This is a genomic window from Deltaproteobacteria bacterium, assembly GCA_026129095.1.
Classification (GTDB): Bacteria; JAGRBM01; JAGRBM01; order JAGRBM01; family JAHCIT01; genus JAHCIT01.
The window spans coordinates 17276-35371 of sequence record JAHCIT010000004.1 but is presented as its reverse complement, the minus strand read 5'-3'; the positions used below and the strand labels follow the sequence as shown (position 1 = coordinate 35371).

At 67.9% G+C, this 18096-nt stretch carries 17 protein-coding genes; 4 read left to right on the top strand and 13 right to left on the bottom strand.

All coding sequences use genetic code 11. The features are described 5' to 3' along the window. Positions 1 to 32: 32 nt before the first annotated feature. Complete coding sequence (locus KIT79_06770) at positions 33 to 551, bottom strand: DUF507 family protein (protein ID MCW5829003.1); 519 nt, start codon at positions 549 to 551, stop codon at positions 33 to 35. A gap of 214 nt (positions 552 to 765) precedes the next feature. Between KIT79_06770 and KIT79_06765 the strand changes: the two genes are divergently transcribed. The 4 genes from KIT79_06765 (at position 766) to KIT79_06750 (ending at position 4739) form a co-directional block, all read left to right on the top strand. Continuing rightward, complete coding sequence (locus tag KIT79_06765; protein ID MCW5829002.1) at positions 766 to 1524, top strand: response regulator; 759 nt, start codon at positions 766 to 768, stop codon at positions 1522 to 1524. Next, a complete protein-coding gene (locus KIT79_06760; protein ID MCW5829001.1) occupies positions 1521 to 1961 on the top strand; it encodes a hypothetical protein in 441 nt (146 codons plus the stop codon). Before KIT79_06765 ends, KIT79_06760 begins: the two co-directional genes overlap by 4 nt. Positions 1962 to 1967: 6 nt before the next feature. Then, positions 1968 to 3449, top strand: coding sequence for a glycerol kinase GlpK (glpK, locus tag KIT79_06755; protein ID MCW5829000.1), 1482 nt, complete (start codon positions 1968 to 1970; stop codon positions 3447 to 3449). 63 nt (positions 3450 to 3512) lie between these two features. Next, positions 3513 to 4739, top strand: a complete 1227-nt coding sequence (locus KIT79_06750) for a phosphatase PAP2 family protein (GenBank protein ID MCW5828999.1) — start codon at positions 3513 to 3515, stop codon at positions 4737 to 4739. An 82-nt stretch (positions 4740 to 4821) separates the two neighbouring features. Here the strand turns inward: KIT79_06750 and KIT79_06745 are convergent, their stop codons facing one another. The 12 genes from KIT79_06745 to KIT79_06690 form a co-directional block, all read right to left on the bottom strand. Next, positions 4822 to 5199 (bottom strand): response regulator, encoded by a 378-nt coding sequence (locus KIT79_06745; protein MCW5828998.1) that lies wholly within the window; start codon positions 5197 to 5199, stop codon positions 4822 to 4824. A 21-nt stretch (positions 5200 to 5220) separates the two neighbouring features. Continuing rightward, entirely contained in the window at positions 5221 to 6045 is an 825-nt protein-coding gene (locus KIT79_06740; protein MCW5828997.1) for a GAF domain-containing protein, read from the bottom strand. A gap of 62 nt (positions 6046 to 6107) precedes the next feature. Continuing rightward, positions 6108 to 7274, bottom strand: coding sequence for a chemotaxis-specific protein-glutamate methyltransferase CheB (gene cheB, locus KIT79_06735; protein ID MCW5828996.1), 1167 nt, complete (start codon positions 7272 to 7274; stop codon positions 6108 to 6110). Then, entirely contained in the window at positions 7271 to 8113 is an 843-nt protein-coding gene (locus KIT79_06730; GenBank protein ID MCW5828995.1) for a protein-glutamate O-methyltransferase CheR, read from the bottom strand. Before KIT79_06730 ends, cheB begins: the two co-directional genes overlap by 4 nt. 23 nt (positions 8114 to 8136) lie before the next feature. Then, positions 8137 to 10134, bottom strand: a complete 1998-nt coding sequence (locus KIT79_06725) for a HEAT repeat domain-containing protein (GenBank protein MCW5828994.1) — start codon at positions 10132 to 10134, stop codon at positions 8137 to 8139. A gap of 35 nt (positions 10135 to 10169) precedes the next feature. Next, positions 10170 to 11120 (bottom strand): zinc-ribbon domain-containing protein, encoded by a 951-nt coding sequence (locus KIT79_06720; protein MCW5828993.1) that lies wholly within the window; start codon positions 11118 to 11120, stop codon positions 10170 to 10172. Next, a complete protein-coding gene (locus tag KIT79_06715) occupies positions 11117 to 13315 on the bottom strand; it encodes a HAMP domain-containing protein (GenBank protein MCW5828992.1) in 2199 nt (732 codons plus the stop codon). The genes KIT79_06720 and KIT79_06715 overlap by 4 nt, the downstream gene beginning before the upstream one ends. Beyond that, the gene (locus tag KIT79_06710; protein ID MCW5828991.1) at positions 13312 to 13821 is read right to left on the bottom strand and encodes a purine-binding chemotaxis protein CheW; all 510 of its coding nucleotides are present in this window, start codon (positions 13819 to 13821) and stop codon (positions 13312 to 13314) included. Before KIT79_06710 ends, KIT79_06715 begins: the two co-directional genes overlap by 4 nt. Further along, complete coding sequence (locus KIT79_06705) at positions 13818 to 14801, bottom strand: purine-binding chemotaxis protein CheW (GenBank protein MCW5828990.1); 984 nt, start codon at positions 14799 to 14801, stop codon at positions 13818 to 13820. Before KIT79_06705 ends, KIT79_06710 begins: the two co-directional genes overlap by 4 nt. After that, positions 14801 to 15643 carry an AAA family ATPase gene (locus KIT79_06700; GenBank protein MCW5828989.1) on the bottom strand — a complete coding sequence of 281 codons (843 nt, stop codon included), beginning with the start codon at positions 15641 to 15643 and terminating at the stop codon, positions 14801 to 14803. Before KIT79_06700 ends, KIT79_06705 begins: the two co-directional genes overlap by 1 nt. Positions 15644 to 15682: 39 nt before the next feature. Further along, complete coding sequence (locus KIT79_06695; GenBank protein MCW5828988.1) at positions 15683 to 17710, bottom strand: chemotaxis protein CheA; 2028 nt, start codon at positions 17708 to 17710, stop codon at positions 15683 to 15685. Positions 17711 to 17715: 5 nt separating this feature from the next. Beyond that, positions 17716 to 18093 carry a response regulator gene (locus KIT79_06690; protein MCW5828987.1) on the bottom strand — a complete coding sequence of 126 codons (378 nt, stop codon included), beginning with the start codon at positions 18091 to 18093 and terminating at the stop codon, positions 17716 to 17718. Positions 18094 to 18096: the final 3 nt, after the last annotated feature.

The following is an 18096-nucleotide window of genomic DNA, read 5'->3' as shown; positions in this document are numbered from 1 at the left end:
TCGCTCCTGTCTTCGTCAGCGAAGGGCAGGCGCTACTTGAGCCCCCGCCGCTCCCTTACCAGTTTCAGGGCCTTCTGGAACTCAAGGTTCCACTCGGGCGAATCCTCGCTGATGTTCTTGATCCGGTTGCGCGCCTCTCGCTCCAGGTCGTCGTCGTTTACCAGGTTCTCGCGGAACACCTGGATGATCTTGCGGCGGAGCAGGTTGTCGGCGGCGAACACCTCCTCGACGCTCTCGTTGATCATGAACGATTCGATGATCTGGTTCGCCAGCCAGAAGAACGAGTCGTCGCCCGTGGGGAAGTTCGTCTCCTCGGCAAGCTGTTTCTTGATCTTGCCGAACTCCTGGTAGGGGAGGTGGTGCTTCTCCATGTGGTCGCGGACGGCATTGAGCAGGATGTTTTCCTGCCGCAGGTATTCGTCCAGCACCGACTTGATGTCCAGTTCGACCTCGTCGAGCCGGGACCGGTTGATTTCGATGTCGCCGTCGGCGACAAGGGTGGCCACGATCTTGGTGGCGATGGCGGGTATACGGGATCGGTAGAGTCGCATGGGTCGCTGTCCTCCCGGCGGCCCGGTCGGTCGGGCCACGCCGGCCCTCGCCAGCAGCTCAGGAACGACCGTCCCGGAAGAACCTATATATAGGCAGCAGGGGCAGGTGTCAAAAATATATCTCTGCCGCCCGCCCGGCTTGCCCAACCGGCGGTTGGCGATGACAATACCGCCTTCCGGCGTTCCGGATTAACGAGGAAACCCGACTTTTCCCATGCTGAAGACCAGTAAAAAGTGGCGGATACCGACCCGCTGGTGCCCTTACTGTGGCGCCGACGTGGAGGTGGTCGTCCTGCTGGAGCGCGGCGACGAGCTGACCCACTGCACCCTGTGCAACCGGGCGATTGCGCCCGACGTGAAGCCGGGCGAGCGGCGGGAGCCGCCCGCCGCCGGTGCGTCCCGGACCGGTGACGACCTGAGCGCCGATGACTGGGAAAGGCTCCTCTCCGACGTGCCCTCGAAAAAGACCGATCTGCCGGCCGAACTCGAAAGCGCCTTCGTCGAGGCCCCGGCCGCCGGGGCGGCGAAAGCCCGCGGCGCGGAGGTGGGGTTCCTCGAAACGGTGGTCGTGGCCGACGACTCCACCACCATCCGTGCGGAGATCGAGGAGGTGTTCCGTTCCCGCGGTTTTGCCCGCGACGTGATCTGCTTCGAGAACGGCCGCGAACTGATCCAGGGCTATGTCCAGATCAAGGAGGCCGGGGGCGACATCGGCCTTGTCGTGCTGGACCTGGAAATGCCGGTGATGAACGGCCTTGTCGCCGCGCAGACGCTCCGGCAGGTGGAAAAGCAGAAGAAATACGATCCGGCGATGATCCTGTTCTTCTCCGGGCGCAGGCGTGATCCCAAGCTCGATGCCGCGCTCCAGAAGTTCCGGCCGTCGATGTACATCGGCAAGGGAGACGCCGACCAGCGGACGCTCCGCAGCCGGCTGTCCCGGATCGTTGACCTGCTCAGGGAGGAACTGAAGTGACGGGCGGCGGACCGGACGGCAAGAAAGGCGGCCAGACCGGCAGTCAGTCCGGCGGCGGCAAGCCGCCGGACGGGGGCAGCTCTGGCGGGGACACGCTCCGCGAGGACAAGCCGCTGGAGGGCGAGGGCGGCCCCGTGCGGGTGAGCGGCCGCATCCAGGAGCCCGACAGCTCCCGGCCGCCGCTCACCCGGCTGCTGGAGCGCGAGGTGATCGTGCTGGCCAACGGCATCTCCTACCGGGGGATACTCAGCGGCCTCGGCGAGCACTCCCTCATCATCCGCATGGCGTCCGGTCCGAAGGAGATACCCTTCAACCGGATCAACAGGGTCCATACGCCGGACGACGTGCCGCACCTCGATGCGGACGCGGCGCCCTCGAAGGGGTTTTTCGGGAACCCGGAGGGGCCCCCCGGCGGCGACGAAGGGGACGGGGAGTAACGGCTCATGCCGGAAGTGATTCTCGCCATCGACCAGGGCACGACCGGCACGGCCGCCATGGCCGTGAACGAGAAGCTGGAGGTGATCGCCCACGCCGACCGCGAGTTCACCCAGCACTACCCGCAACCGGGCTGGGTCGAGCACGACGCCTCGGAGATCTGGGCCGTCACCCTGTCGGTGGTCGAGCAGGTGGTGTCGGCCTGCCGCTCGAAGGGGCTCTCGGTGGCCGGCATCGGCATCACCAACCAGCGGGAAACGACCGTGCTCTGGGACCGCTCGACGCTGGAACCCGTGGGCCGGGCGATCGTCTGGCAGGACCGCCGCACGGCGGACGAATGCCGCAGGCTGAAAAAGCGCGGCATCGAGAAGGCGATCCGCAGGAAGACCGGCCTTCTCCTCGATCCCTACTTCTGCGCGACCAAGCTCCACTGGCTGTTCCACAACGATCCGCAGGTCCGGCGGCGCGCCCGTGACGGCAAGCTAGCCTTCGGCACCATCGAGAGCTGGCTCATCGCCAAACTGACGGGCGGCCGCACCCATGTGACCGACGCCACGAACGCCTCGCGCACGCTGCTCTACAACCTGCACACGGGCGCCTGGGACCGGGATCTCCTCAAGGTGTTCGGCGTGCCGGAGGCCATCCTGCCGGAGATCGTCCCCAACGCCGGCGTCATGGGCAAGACCCGCGACGTGGGCATCCTGCCCGACGGGACGCCCATCGGCGGCGCGGCCGGCGACCAGCAGGCGGCCCTGGTGGGGCAGGCCTGCTTTTCGCCCGGCATGGCCAAGTGCACCTACGGCACCGGGGCGTTCGTGCTGATGAACGTGGGTAAAAAGCCCGTCCCGTCGCGCAACCAGCTTCTCACCACCGTCGCCCTCGACCTGCACGGCACGCGGACCTTCGCCCTCGAAGGCAGCTCCTTCATCGCGGGAGCCGCCGTCCAGTGGCTCCGCGACGGCCCCGGCCTCATCCGCTCGGCCACGGAGATCGAACCCCTCGCCCGCGAGGTGCCCGACACCGGGGGCGTGCAGTTCGTCCCGGCGCTCACCGGGCTTGGCGCGCCCGTCTGGAACCCCGACGCCCGCGGCCTGTTTGCCGGCCTCACGCGGGGGACCACGCGGGCGCACCTCGCCCGCGCCGTGCTGGAGGGTGTCGCCTTCCAGATCGTGGACCTGCTGGAGGCGATGGCCGCCGACAGCGGCGGGAAACGGATCCGGGAACTGCGCGTTGACGGCGGGGCGTCGCAGAACGACCTCCTGATGCAGTTTCAGAGCGACTTCCTCGGCCAGGCCGTCGTGCGCCCCCACCAGACGGAAACCACCATTGTCGGCGCGGCGTTCCTCGGCGGGCTCGGCGTGGGCTACTGGAAGAACACCGGACAGATCGAGTCCGTCTGGTCCGAGGAGGCCCGCTTCAGGCCGGAGATCGGCGGGGCCGAGCGCAAGAAGCGCGTCGCCGCCTGGCGCCGCTGGCGCGACTGCGCGTGAGTTCACGGGCTTTTCTTGGCGGCTGAAACCGGTTATTCCGTCCGGCCGGACGGATCAAGACCCTTGCTTCACTACTTCCGCGACTTCAAGAGACTCACGCTGAAACAGATCGTCCTGATCTGGATCGTGGCGATCATCGTGCTCTGGACGGGCGGCTTCGTGCTGCGGGCGTTCCGGCCCGATCATGTCCTCTTTATCCTCACCATCGTGATGATGGGCTCGCTGGCCCTCGGCCGGACGAAGGCCCGGCTGTTCCTGCGCGACTGGACGCCGTATTTCCTGTTCTGGCTGGGCTACGACATGCTGCGCGGCGTCGCCGACCAGATGCGCCGCATCAACATCGAGGAAGTGGTCGTCTGGGAGCGGGCGGCCGTCGGCTGGATCACCCGCTGGATTTCCGGCCCCGCCTCCCCCTCGCTCGCCGCGGCGGCCCAGCGGGTCAGCCCGGTGAACGACCACCTGTGCGGCGCCTATGCCAGCGCGCCCCAATGCTGCGAGAGCACCGAGGCGATGATCGAGTGCAAGCTGGGGCTCGTCGTCCACCAGAGCCAGTGGCAGGGGTTCCTCCAGGGGGACATCCCGCCCTTCGCCATGCAGGCGTGGAAGCTCGTCAACGACGGCACGCTGCTGGTGAAGGTGCTCGACGTGTTCACCGGGACGGCCTACGCGGTCCACTTCTTCATGCCGTGGATCGTCGGGTTCATCTTCTGGGGCTGGCGCAAGGACCGGGAGCTGTTCTTCCGCTTCACCTACACGCTGGCGATCCTGAACCTGATGGGCCTTGTCACCTACGCGCTGCTGCCGGCCGCGCCGCCCTGGTACGTCCTCAAGTACGGCTTCGCCCAGCCGGAGATCGAGCACCACGTCATCGGCGGGGCGGCGGGGCTCGCCAAGCTGGACAAGCTGCTCGGCATCAACTTCTTCGGGCTCGTCTGGGGGACGCTGAACCCCAACCGGTTCGCCGCGGTCCCCTCGCTCCACGGGGGCCACTCGCTCACCTGCGCGATCTTCTGCGCCTGGGGCTTCAGGGAACTGAAGGTCTGGCAGCGGTCGCTTTTTTTCCTCTATCCGGCGGTCATGTGGTTCGCGGCCGTTTACCTGAACCACCACTACGTGATCGACCTCCTGTGGGCCACGGGCTACATCGCCGTCGGCATCTTCCTCGTCCAGAAGGTGATCTATCCCTACTGGATCGCGAAATACCTCATGGACACGGGCGAGGAGGCCGAGGCCGGCGAGGGGCCGCCCGGAAAGCCGCCGGAGATCGCCGGGAACGACCCGTCAATCTGACAGGCTGTTCTGGCAGGCCGGACTGAAAACCGGACTGAAGGCGCAGGCCTGACGGCGCGGGGCTTCGCGGCCTGCCCGGTGTCTACTGGATGTTCAGCAGTTCCTTGACGGTACTGAGAACCTGGGCGGCCTGGATCGGCTTGGTGATGTAGGTGTTCGCGCCCAGGGTGAGCGCCTTCTGGCGGTCCTCGGCAGCCCCCTCGGTGGAGATCACGACGATCGGTATGCTGCCGTGGGTGGCATCCTTGCGGATCAGGGTGATGAGCTTGATGCCGTCCATGACGGGCATGTTGATGTCGGTGAGCACCAGGTCGAACTTCCGCTCGGACATTTTCTTCAGCGCGTCCACGCCGTCACCGGCCTCGATGATGTCGAGGGTGCGGATGCGCTTGAGCGCGAAGATGATGAGTTGCCGCATGGTCGGCGAGTCCTCGACCACCAGCACACTGAAGTTCTCCATCTCCCGGTCCGGTTCCTTTCCCTACTTGCTGAGGAGGTTGATGAAGCCCTGGATCGTGTTGAGCTTGCGCTCCGACTCCGAATAGAGCTTCGACGAGAAAATGGCCGTGGCCGCATGGCCAGCCAGCAGGGTGAACAGCTCGTAGTCCACGTTGGCGAAATGGGTTTTCTGCTGGAGCAGCCGGAAAATCGCTATCACCCCGATCAGCTTGTCCTTGATGGTGAGCGGAATGACGACGATCGGGTTTTCCGGGTCGAGCTTCTGGTCCTTCGGGATCTCCCTGACGAAGTAGTTCTCCCGGGAGGTCGCCACCTGTCCGATGGTCCCCTGGCCGGAAGGAACGGCCTTCAGGCTCGTCACCTCGCACCCCTCGCTGGCCACCGGCTCCAGCTGGTTCGTCTTCTCGTCCAGCAGGTAGACGGCGAACATCTCGGCGCCGATCAGGTTGATGACGATTTCGAGGACGATCTGGAGGACTTCCTTGAAGTCGAGCGTCGAGTGGAGCTGGTAGCTGGAGATATAGAGGTTGGCGAGGTTGTTGTTCTCCTCCTCGATATCCACGTAGCGGCTGGCGAAATCCTGGTTCTCCGCCTCGATCTCCCTGAACCGCTGGACCAGCTCCTCCTTTTCCTTGCGGAGCCGCTGGATCTCGTCCATGAGCTGCCGGGCCTCGGCGGAAAGGGGCTCGGCGCTCTCGCCGATCCGGGTGCGGGACTGTTCCAGGTCGAGGATACGCAGGCGCAGCCGCTCGTTCTCGCCCAGCAGTTCCTGGGCGAAGTCGGCGCTCCGCTTGAACATCGTCAGGAACTCTTCCCGCTTCGATAGGCTGTCGTCCGGATTGCTCATAACGTGGTGTTTCGTCTGGGTTTATGCCCTGAAGGCCGGGGCGCGGTCAACTACTCCGTCAACTACTCCGAAGACTTTGGCCTGCCGGGAATGGCCAGCGCCCTGAGCGCCGCCGGTATCTGGTCGAGCGGCACCACCGCGTCGGTCTTGCCGGTCCGGGCGGCCTCCCGCGGCATGCCGTAGACCACCGCCGTCGTTTCCGATTCGGCGATGACCGGGGAACCGGCGTCGTGGAGCGCCGCCGCCCCCTTCGCACCGTCGTTCCCCATTCCGGTCAGCACGATGCCCGCCGCCCGCCCGCCGGCGCAAATCCTTGCAGCCGAGAGGAACAGCCGGTCCACGTTCGGCACAAACCCCTGGCTCCCCTCTGGAGCGGCGATCTCCGTCCGGTAGCCCCTTGCCCCGGCGCGGTGGACGAGGATGTCCGATCCGCCCGGCGCCACCCGGAAGCTGCCGGGCCGCAGCGTTTCGCCGTCCGTCCCCTCAGCCACGTCCATGCCGGTGAGCCGGCCGAGCCGTTCGGCGAAATGGCGCGTGAAACCGGGGGGCATGTGCTGGGCGATCACGACCGGCGCGGTGATCTCGGGCGGCCAGTTCTGGAGCACCTGCTGGATGGCGCTGGGCCCGCCGGTGGAGGCGCCGATGACGACCAGTTCGACCGGTCCCGTCCGTTCGGCGCGGCCCGCCGGAGCCCGGACGCGCACGGGCGGCGGTTCGGGGAAACGCGGAACGGCCACTCCCGGCGGAACGCGCCGCGGGACACGAAGCTCGGCGCCGGGGAAGCGGACCTTCTCCATCCTCACTTCGGCGATGTTCTCGATCTTGTAGATCAGCTCGTCGATGATGGACGTGACCGATGACGCCTTCTTCGCCTCCGGCTTGCCAATGAAATCAACCGCGCCCAGTTCCAGGGCGCGGAAGACGCTGCGGTCCTCCTTGCGGCTGCTCACCACGATCACCGGAACCGGGTTCGACTGCATCACGATCCGGAGGAACGTGAAACCGTCCATGATCGGCATTTCGAGGTCCAGGGTAACGATGTCGGGCTTGAGCTGTAGCGCCTTCTTCAGGGCGTCCTCGCCGTTGCGGGCCGCGCCCACGACCTCCAGCGATTCGCGGGCCGACAGGTGCTCGGTGAGGAGCTGGCGGTTGTACGAGGAGTCGTCAACGATCAGAACCCGCACCTTCCGGGGCAGGGACCGGACGGGGGAAGCAGTGCGTACCCTCATGCTCCGGCCTCCTTCGGCGGCCGCTGGTACACCATGTCGGTCGCCAGGTGCCGGAGCTGGAACCGGGTGGAGAGGTTCAGGAGCGACTCGGAGTGGCCGAGCAGGAGGAAGCCGCCGGGAACGAGCTTCTCGTGGAACAGGTCGATCACGCCGCGCTTTCTGGCGGCATCGAAATAGATCAGCACGTTGCGGCACAGGATCACGTCCACATCCATCAGAAACGCCAGTTTCGACCGGTCGAGCAGGTTTGCCGCGCCGAAGGTGACGGGGCGGCGAACCTCGTCGGTGATGCGGAACCGGCCGTCCGGGTACCGCTCGATGTAGCGGTCCATGCGTCCTTCCGGAACGCCGCGGAGCGAATGTTCCGTGTAAATGCCCGTGCGCGCCTTCGCCAGCACCCGCTGGTTGATGTCGGTCCCGATGATCTCGGTCTCCCATCCGGCTAGCAGGGGATGTTCGAGCATCAGGATGGACAGCGTGTAGGGCTCCTCCCCGCTGGAACACCCGGCGCTCCAGAGCCGGAGCCGCCGCTCGCCGCGCCGTTTCTTCTGCTCCACCAGCTCCGGGATCACCTCCCCGGTGAGGGCGTCGAGCTGGTAGGCCTCGCGGAAGAAGTAGGTCTCGTTGGTCGTCAGGAGCTCGACCATCTCGTCCAGTTCGGCGGCTGCCTTGGGGTCGTAGCGCAGGAACTGGGCATAGGACCGGTAATCCTTCATCTGCCGGAGTTCGAGCCGCCGGTAGAGCCGCCGCTCCAGCAGGAACTTCATCTGCTCGTCGAAATAGAGTCCCACCCGGGCGACGAGGAAGTCCCTGATCAGGCGGAACTCCTCGTCCGACATCTTCGGGCTGGTGTCGAGGGGGCTCATGGGCGTTTGGGGGCGATGCGGTCCAGCGCGAACCGGATGGCCCGGTGGACGAGGGCGTCGGTTTCGCTGCGGAGCCGGTCGAGCAGGGCCGGGCGCGCCTGTTCGCCCGCGTGCAGCGCGTATACCTGGGCCGCCTTGCTGCGGACATCCCAGTGGTCGTGACGGAGCAGCCGTTCGAGTGTGGCGCCGATGCCGGGGGTGCGGGGGGCGGCGGCCAGCGCCTCCAGTGCGGCCAGCACCACGTCAACCTCGGCGCTCGTCAGCAGCGGCAGGGCCGTCTCGGCCAGCAGGGCCGGGTTGCGGCGTTCGATCGCCCTTAGCGATTCGGCGACGAGCGGCGGCGCGAGGTCGGGCTGGCCGAGGAGCCGGATCACCGGTTCCAGGGCGCCGGTTTCCGGCCGCATGCCCAGGCTACGCACCGCGCCCACCTGGACCCAGATGTCGATGTCATTCAGGGCGGCGTCCAGCACCTGCACCACCCGGCTGTGCGGCACCTTGCCGATCACATCCACCACCGTCCGCCGGACCTCGGCCGACTCGTCGGCCAGCAGCGGGGCGATATAGTCGAACGCGCCGTCGAGCGCGTGGGGATTGAGGGCCTCGACGGCCGCCTGCCGCACGGAGGGCTCGGCGTCCTTGAGCAGCCGGTAGAGGGCCGTCTTCGCCCCCGGCGTTCCGGCGGCCGCGAGCGCGGTCGCCGCCGCGGCGCGGGTGCGTGCCTCGTCCGCCCCGGAGTGGGGGAGCACGGCGCGGGAGACGGCGTCCATGTCCACTGACGCCATCCGCTGAAGGGCCAGCGCCGCCGCCAGCCGCACGTCCGGGTAGGAGTGGGCAAGCAGCACCGCCAGGTCGGTGACGGCCTCCACGGCCCCCAGGTCCCCCAGGGCGCGGGCCGCATTGGCGATGAGGTGTCCGTATCCCGAATCGAGGGCCGCCATCAGCCGGTCGGCGGCCGCCCCCACCTGGGCCGTGCCGAACGCCTTGGCGAGGAGCGAGCGTTCCCGGTCGTTGGCCTGGTCCCAGGTCTCCAGCATGAGCGGTCCGAACCGGTGGGCCAGCCGGGCGAGGGCGATGGCGGCGAGGTCCGAAAGGTCGTCGTCCTCTGCCAGCGCGATGAGATGGGACACGGCCGCCGGGCTCGGCATCAGGCCGAGCACGTCCACCGTGGCGCGGCGGAGCGTCACGTCCTCGGACGATACCGCCAGTGCGAGCCGCGTGACCGAATCGGGCGTGGCCTTCGGCTGGAGCATCCCCAGCACCCGCGGCACCAGTTCGGGAAAATTCTGCACCAGTTCGCTCAGGGCCAGCGTCGCCATCTCCCTCGACGACCGGGCCTGGTCCAGCACGCCCCCGGCGACGATCTCCCAGGCCTCCGGCTGGCGTCCGCTGCGGAGGGCGCGGAACACGCCGGGGCGGAGCACAAGCTGGCCCGCGAGCCGTGCCAGCACCTCCACCGGTATCCGTGCGTCATGGGCGGCAAGCGCTTCCAGCGCGGCGAACCGCAGCGGGATGTCGTCCTTGTCCAGCAGGCCGATCAGCACCCGGTCCACGGCCGGGTCGTCGAACAGCCCCAGCCGCTCGACGGCGACCATGCGGACGTTCTCGTCCCGGTCGCCGATGCGGGCGATGAGTGCCGGGATGGCGGCCGGGGCGCGGATATCCCCCAGCACGTTGGCGGCGAAGATGCGGACGTCGGGGTCCATGTCCTCCAGCTTGAGGATCAGCACCGGCACGGCCCGGTCGCCCATGGCCGCCAGCAGTTCGGCGGCGGCGTTCCGGCGGCCCACGTTTTCCGGGTCGGCGAGCGCGGAGATCAGTTCGGGAATGAGCGCGGAGACATCCGGGTAGGTGCAGCCGGCCTCGATGGCCGCCTTGCGGACCCGCCACTCGGGATCGGCCAGCCCCGCGATGATGAGGGCGAGCGAGCGCGGGGAGCCGCCCGAACGGGCAAGGTTCTCCAGCTTCGCCTCGATGGCGGAATCCGCTTCGCTCATCCCGTTCCCCTCCCGGCCCTGCCGGGAACCGTCCGCTACGCCGTCCGCCCGCCGGCCACCCGGCTGATGTATTCCTGGATGGCGGCCTCCAGGTAGTCGCTCCGCCGGCGCACGGCTTCCGGCACGCGCTGGTTGTATAGCTCGCGGGCCTCGGTGAACTGGCGTTCCAGGAAATCCCTGATGTTGCTGGTGCGGAGTCCCTCGGCGAGCAGCTCCTCGCTGTAGAGGGCGATGTCGCTCACGATGATCCGGGCGAGCCGCCGGGCGTGCTCGTGCGCCGCCGGCGAGGCGGGGTCGCCGACGGGATTTTCCTCCGGGCTCTTGAGGATGTTCTCCTGCATTTCGGTGAGCCTGGGCACCGGCGCCTCCTCCGTCACCGCCTGCATGGCGTCGGCCGGGGCGGCGGGGCGGGCGTCGTCGTGGACCTGGAGGTTGTAGAGCAGCTTGTTGATCTTCGGCACCAGCATGTCGTGGACGTGGTGCTTCTCCAGATAGTCGTCGGCCCCGTAGAGCTGCGCCGGAGCCCGCTTGTAGCGGGTGTGGTTGTAGATCGAGGCGAGCAGGATGATCCGGGGCTTGCCCTGGATGTCGTCGGCCCGCAGGCGGGAGGAAATCTCGAACCCCAGCAGGCCGGGCAGGGCGACGTCGGCGACGATCACCTGCACGGGCGAGCTGCGGAGGATGCCGATGGCCGAGGGGCCGTCCCCGGCCTCGACCACCTGGAGGTGCTTCTCGGCGGCGATGATGTCGCGCAGGAGCTTGCGGACCTCGTCCGAATCGTGCGCCACGAGGATGATCGCCGGCTGCCCGGCGCCGGGAGCGGCGGCCGGGCGGGGCGCGGACGCCGGGGCGGGCGGCACAGAAGCCTTCCGCCTCACCACGAACACGGTCTGGCAGGCCGAGCACCGGAGGCGCACGCTGTCGGGTATCTGCCCGCGCCCGGAGAGGTCGTAGCGGGCCTTGCAGCTCGGACAGTTGACGATCATTTGCCCTGGACCCTGAACCTTCCTACGGCTTCCTGGAGCGACTGGCTCTGCTCGTTGAGCGAGGCGACGACGCCTTCGAGCCGGGTGGATTCATCTATGTTCAGCACGGTGGACTCGCGGATGCTGCCGATCGCCTCGCGCACCTTGTCGGTGGCGAGCCGGTGCTCCTCGACCGAGCGGCGGATGTGGTTGGCCATCTGGTTGATGCGCTCGATGGCGTTGCCGATTTCCCGCGCGCCCCGTTCCTGCTCGGCCGTGGCGTCGCGTACCTGGGCGGTCGTGTCGCGCACCCGGATGGCCGCCTGGATGATGTTCTGGGAACCCGCCGCCTGCTCGCGGGTGGCGTTCAGGATGCCTTCGAGCATGTAGGTGATCTGCTCGATCGCCTGGTTGATCTGCGCCGACCCGCGGGCCTGTTCCACAGTGGCGCGGGCGATCTCGCGCACCTGGTTCATCGAGTCGGTGGCCCGCTGGTTGATCTTCTCCAGCACCTCTCCCGAATCGCGGGAGAGCTTCACGCCTTCTTCCACCAGCCGGCCCGCCTGGCCCACGGCGGAGACCGCCTGCTTCACTTCCTTCTGGATTGTGGTGATGAGCTGGGTGATGCCCTTGGTCGATTCGGTGGTGCGTTCGGCCAGGTCCTTGATCTCGTCGGCCACGACGGCGAACGACTTTCCGTGCTCGCCGGCCTGCGCGGCGATGATCGTGGCGTTCAGGGCGAGCAGGTTCGTCTGCTCGGCGATCTCCTCGATGACGGTGATGATCTTGCCGATCTCCTCGACGCGGCGGCTGAGGGCGGTCATCAGCGTCTCGGCCCGGACCGACGATTCGCGGATGTGGGTGATCCCCTCGATGGACTTGTGGACGACCTCCATGCCGGTGGCGGCCGTGCGGGCCGATTCGTCAGTAAGCGCCTCGGTGGCGCGGGCATTCTGTTCGACCTGCTTGATCGACTGGTCCATCTCGACGACGGAGGTGGCCGTCTCGTCGGCCGCGGCCGACAGCCGCTCGATGCTCGTCTTCACCTGCTGGATGGAGGTGGCCATCTGCTGGATGGACGAGGTGGTCTCGTCGCCCGATTCGGCGAGCACCGTCACGTTCCGGGCGATCTCCGCCCTGGCATGGCCCAACTCCTGGGCCGAGGTGGCGGCCTCCTCGCTGGCGCCGGCCAGCTCGGAGACGTTCTCGGATATTCCGCCCACGGCCTGGGTGATCTCGGTGATGGTGGTGATGGTGCTGTCCACCTGCGTCTCCTGCCTGTGGCTGGACGTGGTGACGGCAAGCGAGCTTTCGGAAACCTTGTGGGCCGACTGGCGCAGCGACTCGGACGACTCCTGGATGTGCCGGACCATCGTGGCGAGCGAGCCGGTCATCTCGGTGAAGGTCCGGCCGAGGTCGCCGATCTCGTCCTGCCGGTCGGTGAGGTCCGGGTCCAGCGCCTGCGTCAGGTCGCCCTGGGCGATGGCGGCGCTGAACTCCCGCATCTCCTCCAGCGGCGTGAGGATCAGCACCATCAGGCCGAAGGCCGACATGAGCAGCAACGTCAGGACCGACAGGCCGCCCAGCGAGATGCCGGTGAGCAGCGACTCCTCCGTCCGCACGATGCCCTGGAGCCGGTTCTGGATGTAGGATTCGCGGATGCCGAGCAGCAGGTAGCCCTGCGGTTCGGAGGGACCGGCCCTGTGCGAATCGAAGCCCATCAGGTCGGCGCCGGGCCGGTAGGGCACGACGACGACGCGGTAGTGCTCGCCGCTGGCGGCCTCGTGGTTGAACGTGATGGCCCGGCTGCCGCCGGTGCGGGTCCACTCCTCGCGGATGGTCGTCAGTTCGGGCGAGGGTTCCACGCCTTCGGCCGCGATGACTTCGGAGATCTTTCCGCCGCCGGCCGGTGGCCGGAGCAGCAGCACGAAGTCGGCGGCCCCCTTGGAATCGGCCTTGAGCCGCCGGATCAGCTCCTCGGCGCCGCTGCCGAACTCGATCACGCTGACCATGTAGGTCGAGGAGTTCTCGGCGCTCGACACCAGCTTCTCCTCGATCAGTTCGAGGAACTTCTGCCTCACGTCGTCCATGTTGGAGCGGATGTCGAGATAGAGGTAGGCCCCGATGCCGAGCGAGACGACCAGCCCGATGAACACGAACCCGAACGCCCTCTGCTTGAGGGAACCGAAGCGGCTCATCCAGGTCGCCATGTTCATGGGTGTCCCGCCTCCTTCTCCATCTGCGTTCCCGCCTCGTCCACCAGCGCCTGCATGCCGCCCAGGTCCAGCGGGTCTTCCGACCGCAGGAGCCCCGCCAGGTCCAGCACCATCACCAGGTCGCGCCCGGAGCGGGCCACGCCGGTGATGCACCGGGTTTCGGGCCGCCTGAGCAGCGACGGAACCGGCCGCCACCCCTGCGGGTCAATGCGGATGATCTCCGTCACGGAGTCGGCTCCGAGCGCGAGCAGCTTACCTGCCAGCGAGGTGATGATAAACCGTTTTTCGGCCGGATCGGCAGCCGGGGAGGTTCCGAACCGCTTTGAAAGTTCCAGCACCGGGATCACCGCGCCGCGCACTTCGATAACCCCATCTATAAACCGTGGCGCACGCGGCACGGGCTTCACCGGCTGCGGCTCGATGATCTCCTTGATCTGCATGATGTCCAGGCCGAAATGCGTTCCGCCCACCGAGAAGCGGGCCGCCTGCTGGGGGGGTGGCCTCATGCGCCGCTCCCCCCGAACTCGATCCGTGCCAGCGCCGGGACCCGGAGCAGCGTGAAGAACTCCACCTGCCAGGCGGGGCCCTGGGCCTCCTCGCCGCCGGCGTCGCTGTCACGGGGCTGCGCGGCCTCCCGGCCGGGGCGGCCGGGGGCGGTCGCCGCGAGCAGGGCCCGGAACCGTCCCACCCCCTCGATCACCTCCTGCTCTTCCGGCGTGAGGTTCGCCGGGGCCGACTGGAGATCGGCGTCGGTCATGTCAACGACCTTGTGGATACGGTCCACGATGAACCCCACCGGGTGTCCGGCGCTCTCGCAAACCACGATGCGGCTTTGCCGGGTGAGCGGCGCGGCATCGAGCCCCAGCCGGTGCCGGAGATCAATCACCGGAACCATCGTCCCGCGCAGCGAGATGAGGCCAGCCAGATATCGCGGCGAGCGCGGCACGAGCGTCATCTGAGACAGCTTGATCGTCTCGCGCACGTCGGTGAGCAGCAGGCCATACCGCTCCGGTCCGACCTCGAAGGTGAGGTATTTGCGTGCCCCGGACACCCGCGTCGCCTGCGCCGCGTACGAATGGAGGAACTGTTCCTCCTCGTCGTAGTTCTGGCCGTCTTCCCCGCCGCCGCTATCCGCTTCCAGCTCCACGAGATCGGGAAGGTCCAGCGCGGGGTAGTCCGGTATTCCCGCTTCTTCCGGTTCGGCCGCCGGAGCGGCGGCCTTCGCCGGTTTGGCAGGCGGCGTGGGTGCCGGTGCCGCCGTGACGGCAGGTTCCGGCCCGGCGGCTGCCGGGGCTTCCGCTGGTGGTGGTGCCGCCGCCCGTTTGGCCTTCGGTGCCTTGCCCCTGGCGGCGGCTTCGGGCGCGGGTGCTTCCGGCGCGGCAGGTGGCGCGGCAGGTGGCGTGACGGACGCCGCCGCCGTCTCCGGCTGTTCCGGCTTGCCGGCCGGTTTCGCCTTCGCCTTGGCCCGCGCCTTCAGGATGTCCATCAGTGGCGCACCTCGCCGGTGGAGCTGCCGCGGGGGCCGCGGGTCTCGATCCGCTCGCGGGCGGCCGACTCGACGTGCTGCGGGCCGACCGCCGTGTCGTCACGGGAGAAGGCATCGATCAGCGCGCCGTGGGCGATGCTGTTCAGAAGCCGGGGGACGCCAGCCGAGAACCGGTGCAGGGCGTTCAGCGCTTCCTCGGTGAACGGGTTTTTCGCCGCCCCGGCCACCTGAAGCCGGTGGGCCACGTACCGGGCCGTCTCGGCCCGGTCGAGGGGCCCCAGCCGGCAGGTGAGGCCGATCCGCTGGGCCAGCGCCTCATAGGCCGGCCGCGCCAGCCGCCCGGCCAGTTCCGGCTGCCCGGCGAGGATCACCGTGAGCAGGTTCGTGTCGTCAAGCTGGAAGTTCGTGATGAGCCGGATCTCGTCGAAGGTCGCCTTGCCGGGGATGAGCTGCGCCTCGTCAATCACCAGCACCACCGGCTTTCCCTGCTCGTGGAGCTGGTAGAGCCGGTCGGAGAGCCGCTCCTGGAGCTCCATGCGGTTCTTGGGCAGCGGCGAGAGGCCGAGCCGCTCGCCGAAGATGCGAAGGAGCTGCACGGGGGTGAGCTTGGGGTTGGTGAGCAGCACCGGCGTCACCGTCTCGCCGAGCCGGTCAATGAGGGCGCGGGTGAGCGTCGTCTTGCCGGAGCCCACGTCGCCAAGCAGCAGCGCCAGCTCGCGGTCCTCGACGGCCAGTTCGAGGCGCGCCAGCGCCTCGGCGTGCCCCGGACTCTCGTAGAGAAAACCGGGGTCGGGCGTCTTGGAAAACGGCCGCGCCGTGAACTGGAAGAACTCCTCGTACAACTCCGGCCCTCCGTCCTTCTTCCGTGTGGCGGCCCGCCGTCAGGCGGCCCGCTCTCCGTGCCCGCCCGTCATCACGTCCGAGAGTATCCGGCCTATGTCCAGCACGAGCACGGTCGTCTGGCCGCCCAGCTCCGCCGCCCCGGCAATGCCCGGCGCCTTCTTCAGCAGGTCGCCGAGCGGCTTGATCACCACGTCCTGCTGCCCGGCGAGCGTGTCCACCCGGATGCCGAGCCGCTGCTCGGCGAGTCCCACCACGATCACGTAGTCGTAGGGCCCGGTGGCCGGCTCGCCCTCGTGCCGGAAGTAGCTGCCGAGATCAATGAGCGGGACGCTGCGCTCGCGCAGCTCAAACACCGCCCGCCGCTCGATCGTCGTCACCCGGCCGGCGGGCACGCGCACGCACTCGATCACGCTGTAGATCGGCACGGCGTAGGTGTGTCCCCTGGACTCCACGAGCAGCGCCTTGATGATGGCGAGCGTGATCGGCAGCGTGAGCGAGAAGGTCGTTCCCTTGCCCGGCTTTGAATCGATCTGGATGACGCCCGACAGCCCGGCGATGTTGTTCTTCACCACGTCCATGCCGACGCCCCGGCCGGAGAGGTCGCTCACCTCGGTCTTGGTGGAAAGCCCCGGCAGGAACACGAGGTCGAGCTTCTCGGCGTTCGTGAGCTGCTGGTTGGGGTCCACGAGCCCCAGGTCCAGCGCTTTCTGGTGCACGCGGTCGGCGTCTATGCCCTTGCCGTCGTCAGTGATCTGCACGATGACCTTGTTGCCCTCCGGGTAGGCGTTCAGGCGGATCGTGCCCTGCGGCGGCTTGCCGGCGGCCTCGCGCTCGGCCGGAAGCTCGATCCCGTGGTCAATGGCGTTGCGGACGATGTGCATGAGCGGGTCGGACAGCTCCTCGACGATCAGCTTGTCCAGTTCCGTCTCGACGCCGGACATCTCGATCCGCACGTCCTTGCCGAGCGAGCGGGACGTCTGGCGGATCACCGTCGCCAGCCGCTCGAACACCGAGCCGATCGGCACGAGCCGCGTGTTCATCACGCCGGTCTGGAGTTCGTTCACCCGCCGCGTGAAGTTGCGGATCGCCTTGTCGAAATCAATGGCGAGCTGGCCCGCCTCGACCTCCCGCTTCAGCCGGTCTGAGATGCGCTGAAGTTCCGACCGCTGGATCACCAGGTCGCCCACGATATTCATCAGGTAGTCGAGCTTGCCGATGTGGACGCGCACGGTCTGGGCGGTGCTGCGGGCCGTGGCCCGGTCGTCGGTGGCAGGCGTGGCAGCCGGTGCTCCAGCGCCCGCTCCGGCGGCCGGAGCCGCGGGCTTCGCCGCGCCGCCGCCCAGCGTCGTCACTTCCGCGCCCGGTATCTTCGCCACCAGCGTCGCCAGCTCGTCGCGGCTGATCTTCGTTCCCACGAGCACGTCGAAGGCGATCTGGTCGGCGGTGGAGGCCGCCCCGGAGGGAAGCGTCGTGATGATCTCGCCCTTTGTCTTGGCCGCCTCGATCAGATCGCCGAGCGCGGTGTCGAAGGTCGCCAGCTCGAACACCGCCGTCACCTTGTGGACGAAGTTCCCCGTCCGGAGGTTCTCGTTCAGCCGGTGCTCCTCGTATTCCGACAGCGTGGAGGTGAAGGCCGGGTCAATGCCCGCCTGCTCGGCCGGAGACACCTGCGCCTGCTCCGGTTTCGCGTTCAGGACACGGCCCACCTCGGCCAGCAGCCCCGCCGTGTCGGGCAGGGCGTTCTCGGCCGCCCGCGCCTCGACGAGGGATTTCATCAGGGCCGCGCCCCGGAACAGGGCGTCCACCAGCGCCTTCGACAGGGCGACGCGCCCCAGCCGGAGGCTGTCCAGCAGGGTTTCGAGATGGTGGGCGAACTCCTGGAGCTCGGAGAAGCCGAACATGCCGGCGAGCCCCTTGAGCGAGTGCGCGCCCCGGAAGATCGAGTTCACGCATTCGGGGTTGAACGCCTCGCCCGACGCCATGCCGTCCAGGCGGAACAGCTCGCGGTTCAGCTCGTCGAGGATCTCCTCGGCCTCCGAGACGAACTCCTGCGACAGTTTCGCCATGGTCTTCAGTCCACCCTGATGTAGCGCCGGATCACCTGCTGGAGGGTGTCCGGGTTCAGCGGCTTGTGGACGTACTCGGCGGCGCCGAGGGCGCGTCCGCGGGCCTCGTCCTTCTCGCCGGTCTCGCTGGTGATGATGATGACCGGGATGTGCCGGTACATCGGGTTGTGCTTGACGAACGACACCAGTTCGAGGCCGTTGATGTCGGGCATGTTCACGTCGGTGATGATGAGATCGAACTTGAAGCGCGGCAGCGTCTTCAGGGCCTCGAACCCGCTGGAGGTGGGCACCACCTCGATATCGCCGATCAGTTCCAGCGCCGACACGACCATGGACCGTGTGGTGGGGGAGTCCTCGGCGAGCAGGATGCGGGCAATGGGCATGGC

Coding starts and splice junctions, on each gene's coding strand:
- KIT79_06770 (MCW5829003.1), bottom strand. CDS start 551: ATGCGACTCTACCGATCCCGTATACCCGCCATCGCCACCAAGATCGTG.
- KIT79_06765 (MCW5829002.1), top strand. CDS start 766: ATGCTGAAGACCAGTAAAAAGTGGCGGATACCGACCCGCTGGTGCCCT.
- glpK (MCW5829000.1), top strand. CDS start 1,968: ATGCCGGAAGTGATTCTCGCCATCGACCAGGGCACGACCGGCACGGCC.
- KIT79_06745 (MCW5828998.1), bottom strand. CDS start 5,199: ATGGAGAACTTCAGTGTGCTGGTGGTCGAGGACTCGCCGACCATGCGG.
- KIT79_06740 (MCW5828997.1), bottom strand. CDS start 6,045: ATGAGCAATCCGGACGACAGCCTATCGAAGCGGGAAGAGTTCCTGACG.
- cheB (MCW5828996.1), bottom strand. CDS start 7,274: ATGAGGGTACGCACTGCTTCCCCCGTCCGGTCCCTGCCCCGGAAGGTG.
- KIT79_06730 (MCW5828995.1), bottom strand. CDS start 8,113: ATGTCGGACGAGGAGTTCCGCCTGATCAGGGACTTCCTCGTCGCCCGG.
- KIT79_06725 (MCW5828994.1), bottom strand. CDS start 10,134: ATGAGCGAAGCGGATTCCGCCATCGAGGCGAAGCTGGAGAACCTTGCC.
- KIT79_06720 (MCW5828993.1), bottom strand. CDS start 11,120: ATGATCGTCAACTGTCCGAGCTGCAAGGCCCGCTACGACCTCTCCGGG.
- KIT79_06715 (MCW5828992.1), bottom strand. CDS start 13,315: ATGAACATGGCGACCTGGATGAGCCGCTTCGGTTCCCTCAAGCAGAGG.
- KIT79_06710 (MCW5828991.1), bottom strand. CDS start 13,821: ATGAGGCCACCCCCCCAGCAGGCGGCCCGCTTCTCGGTGGGCGGAACG.
- KIT79_06705 (MCW5828990.1), bottom strand. CDS start 14,801: ATGGACATCCTGAAGGCGCGGGCCAAGGCGAAGGCGAAACCGGCCGGC.
- KIT79_06695 (MCW5828988.1), bottom strand. CDS start 17,710: ATGGCGAAACTGTCGCAGGAGTTCGTCTCGGAGGCCGAGGAGATCCTC.
- KIT79_06690 (MCW5828987.1), bottom strand. CDS start 18,093: ATGCCCATTGCCCGCATCCTGCTCGCCGAGGACTCCCCCACCACACGG.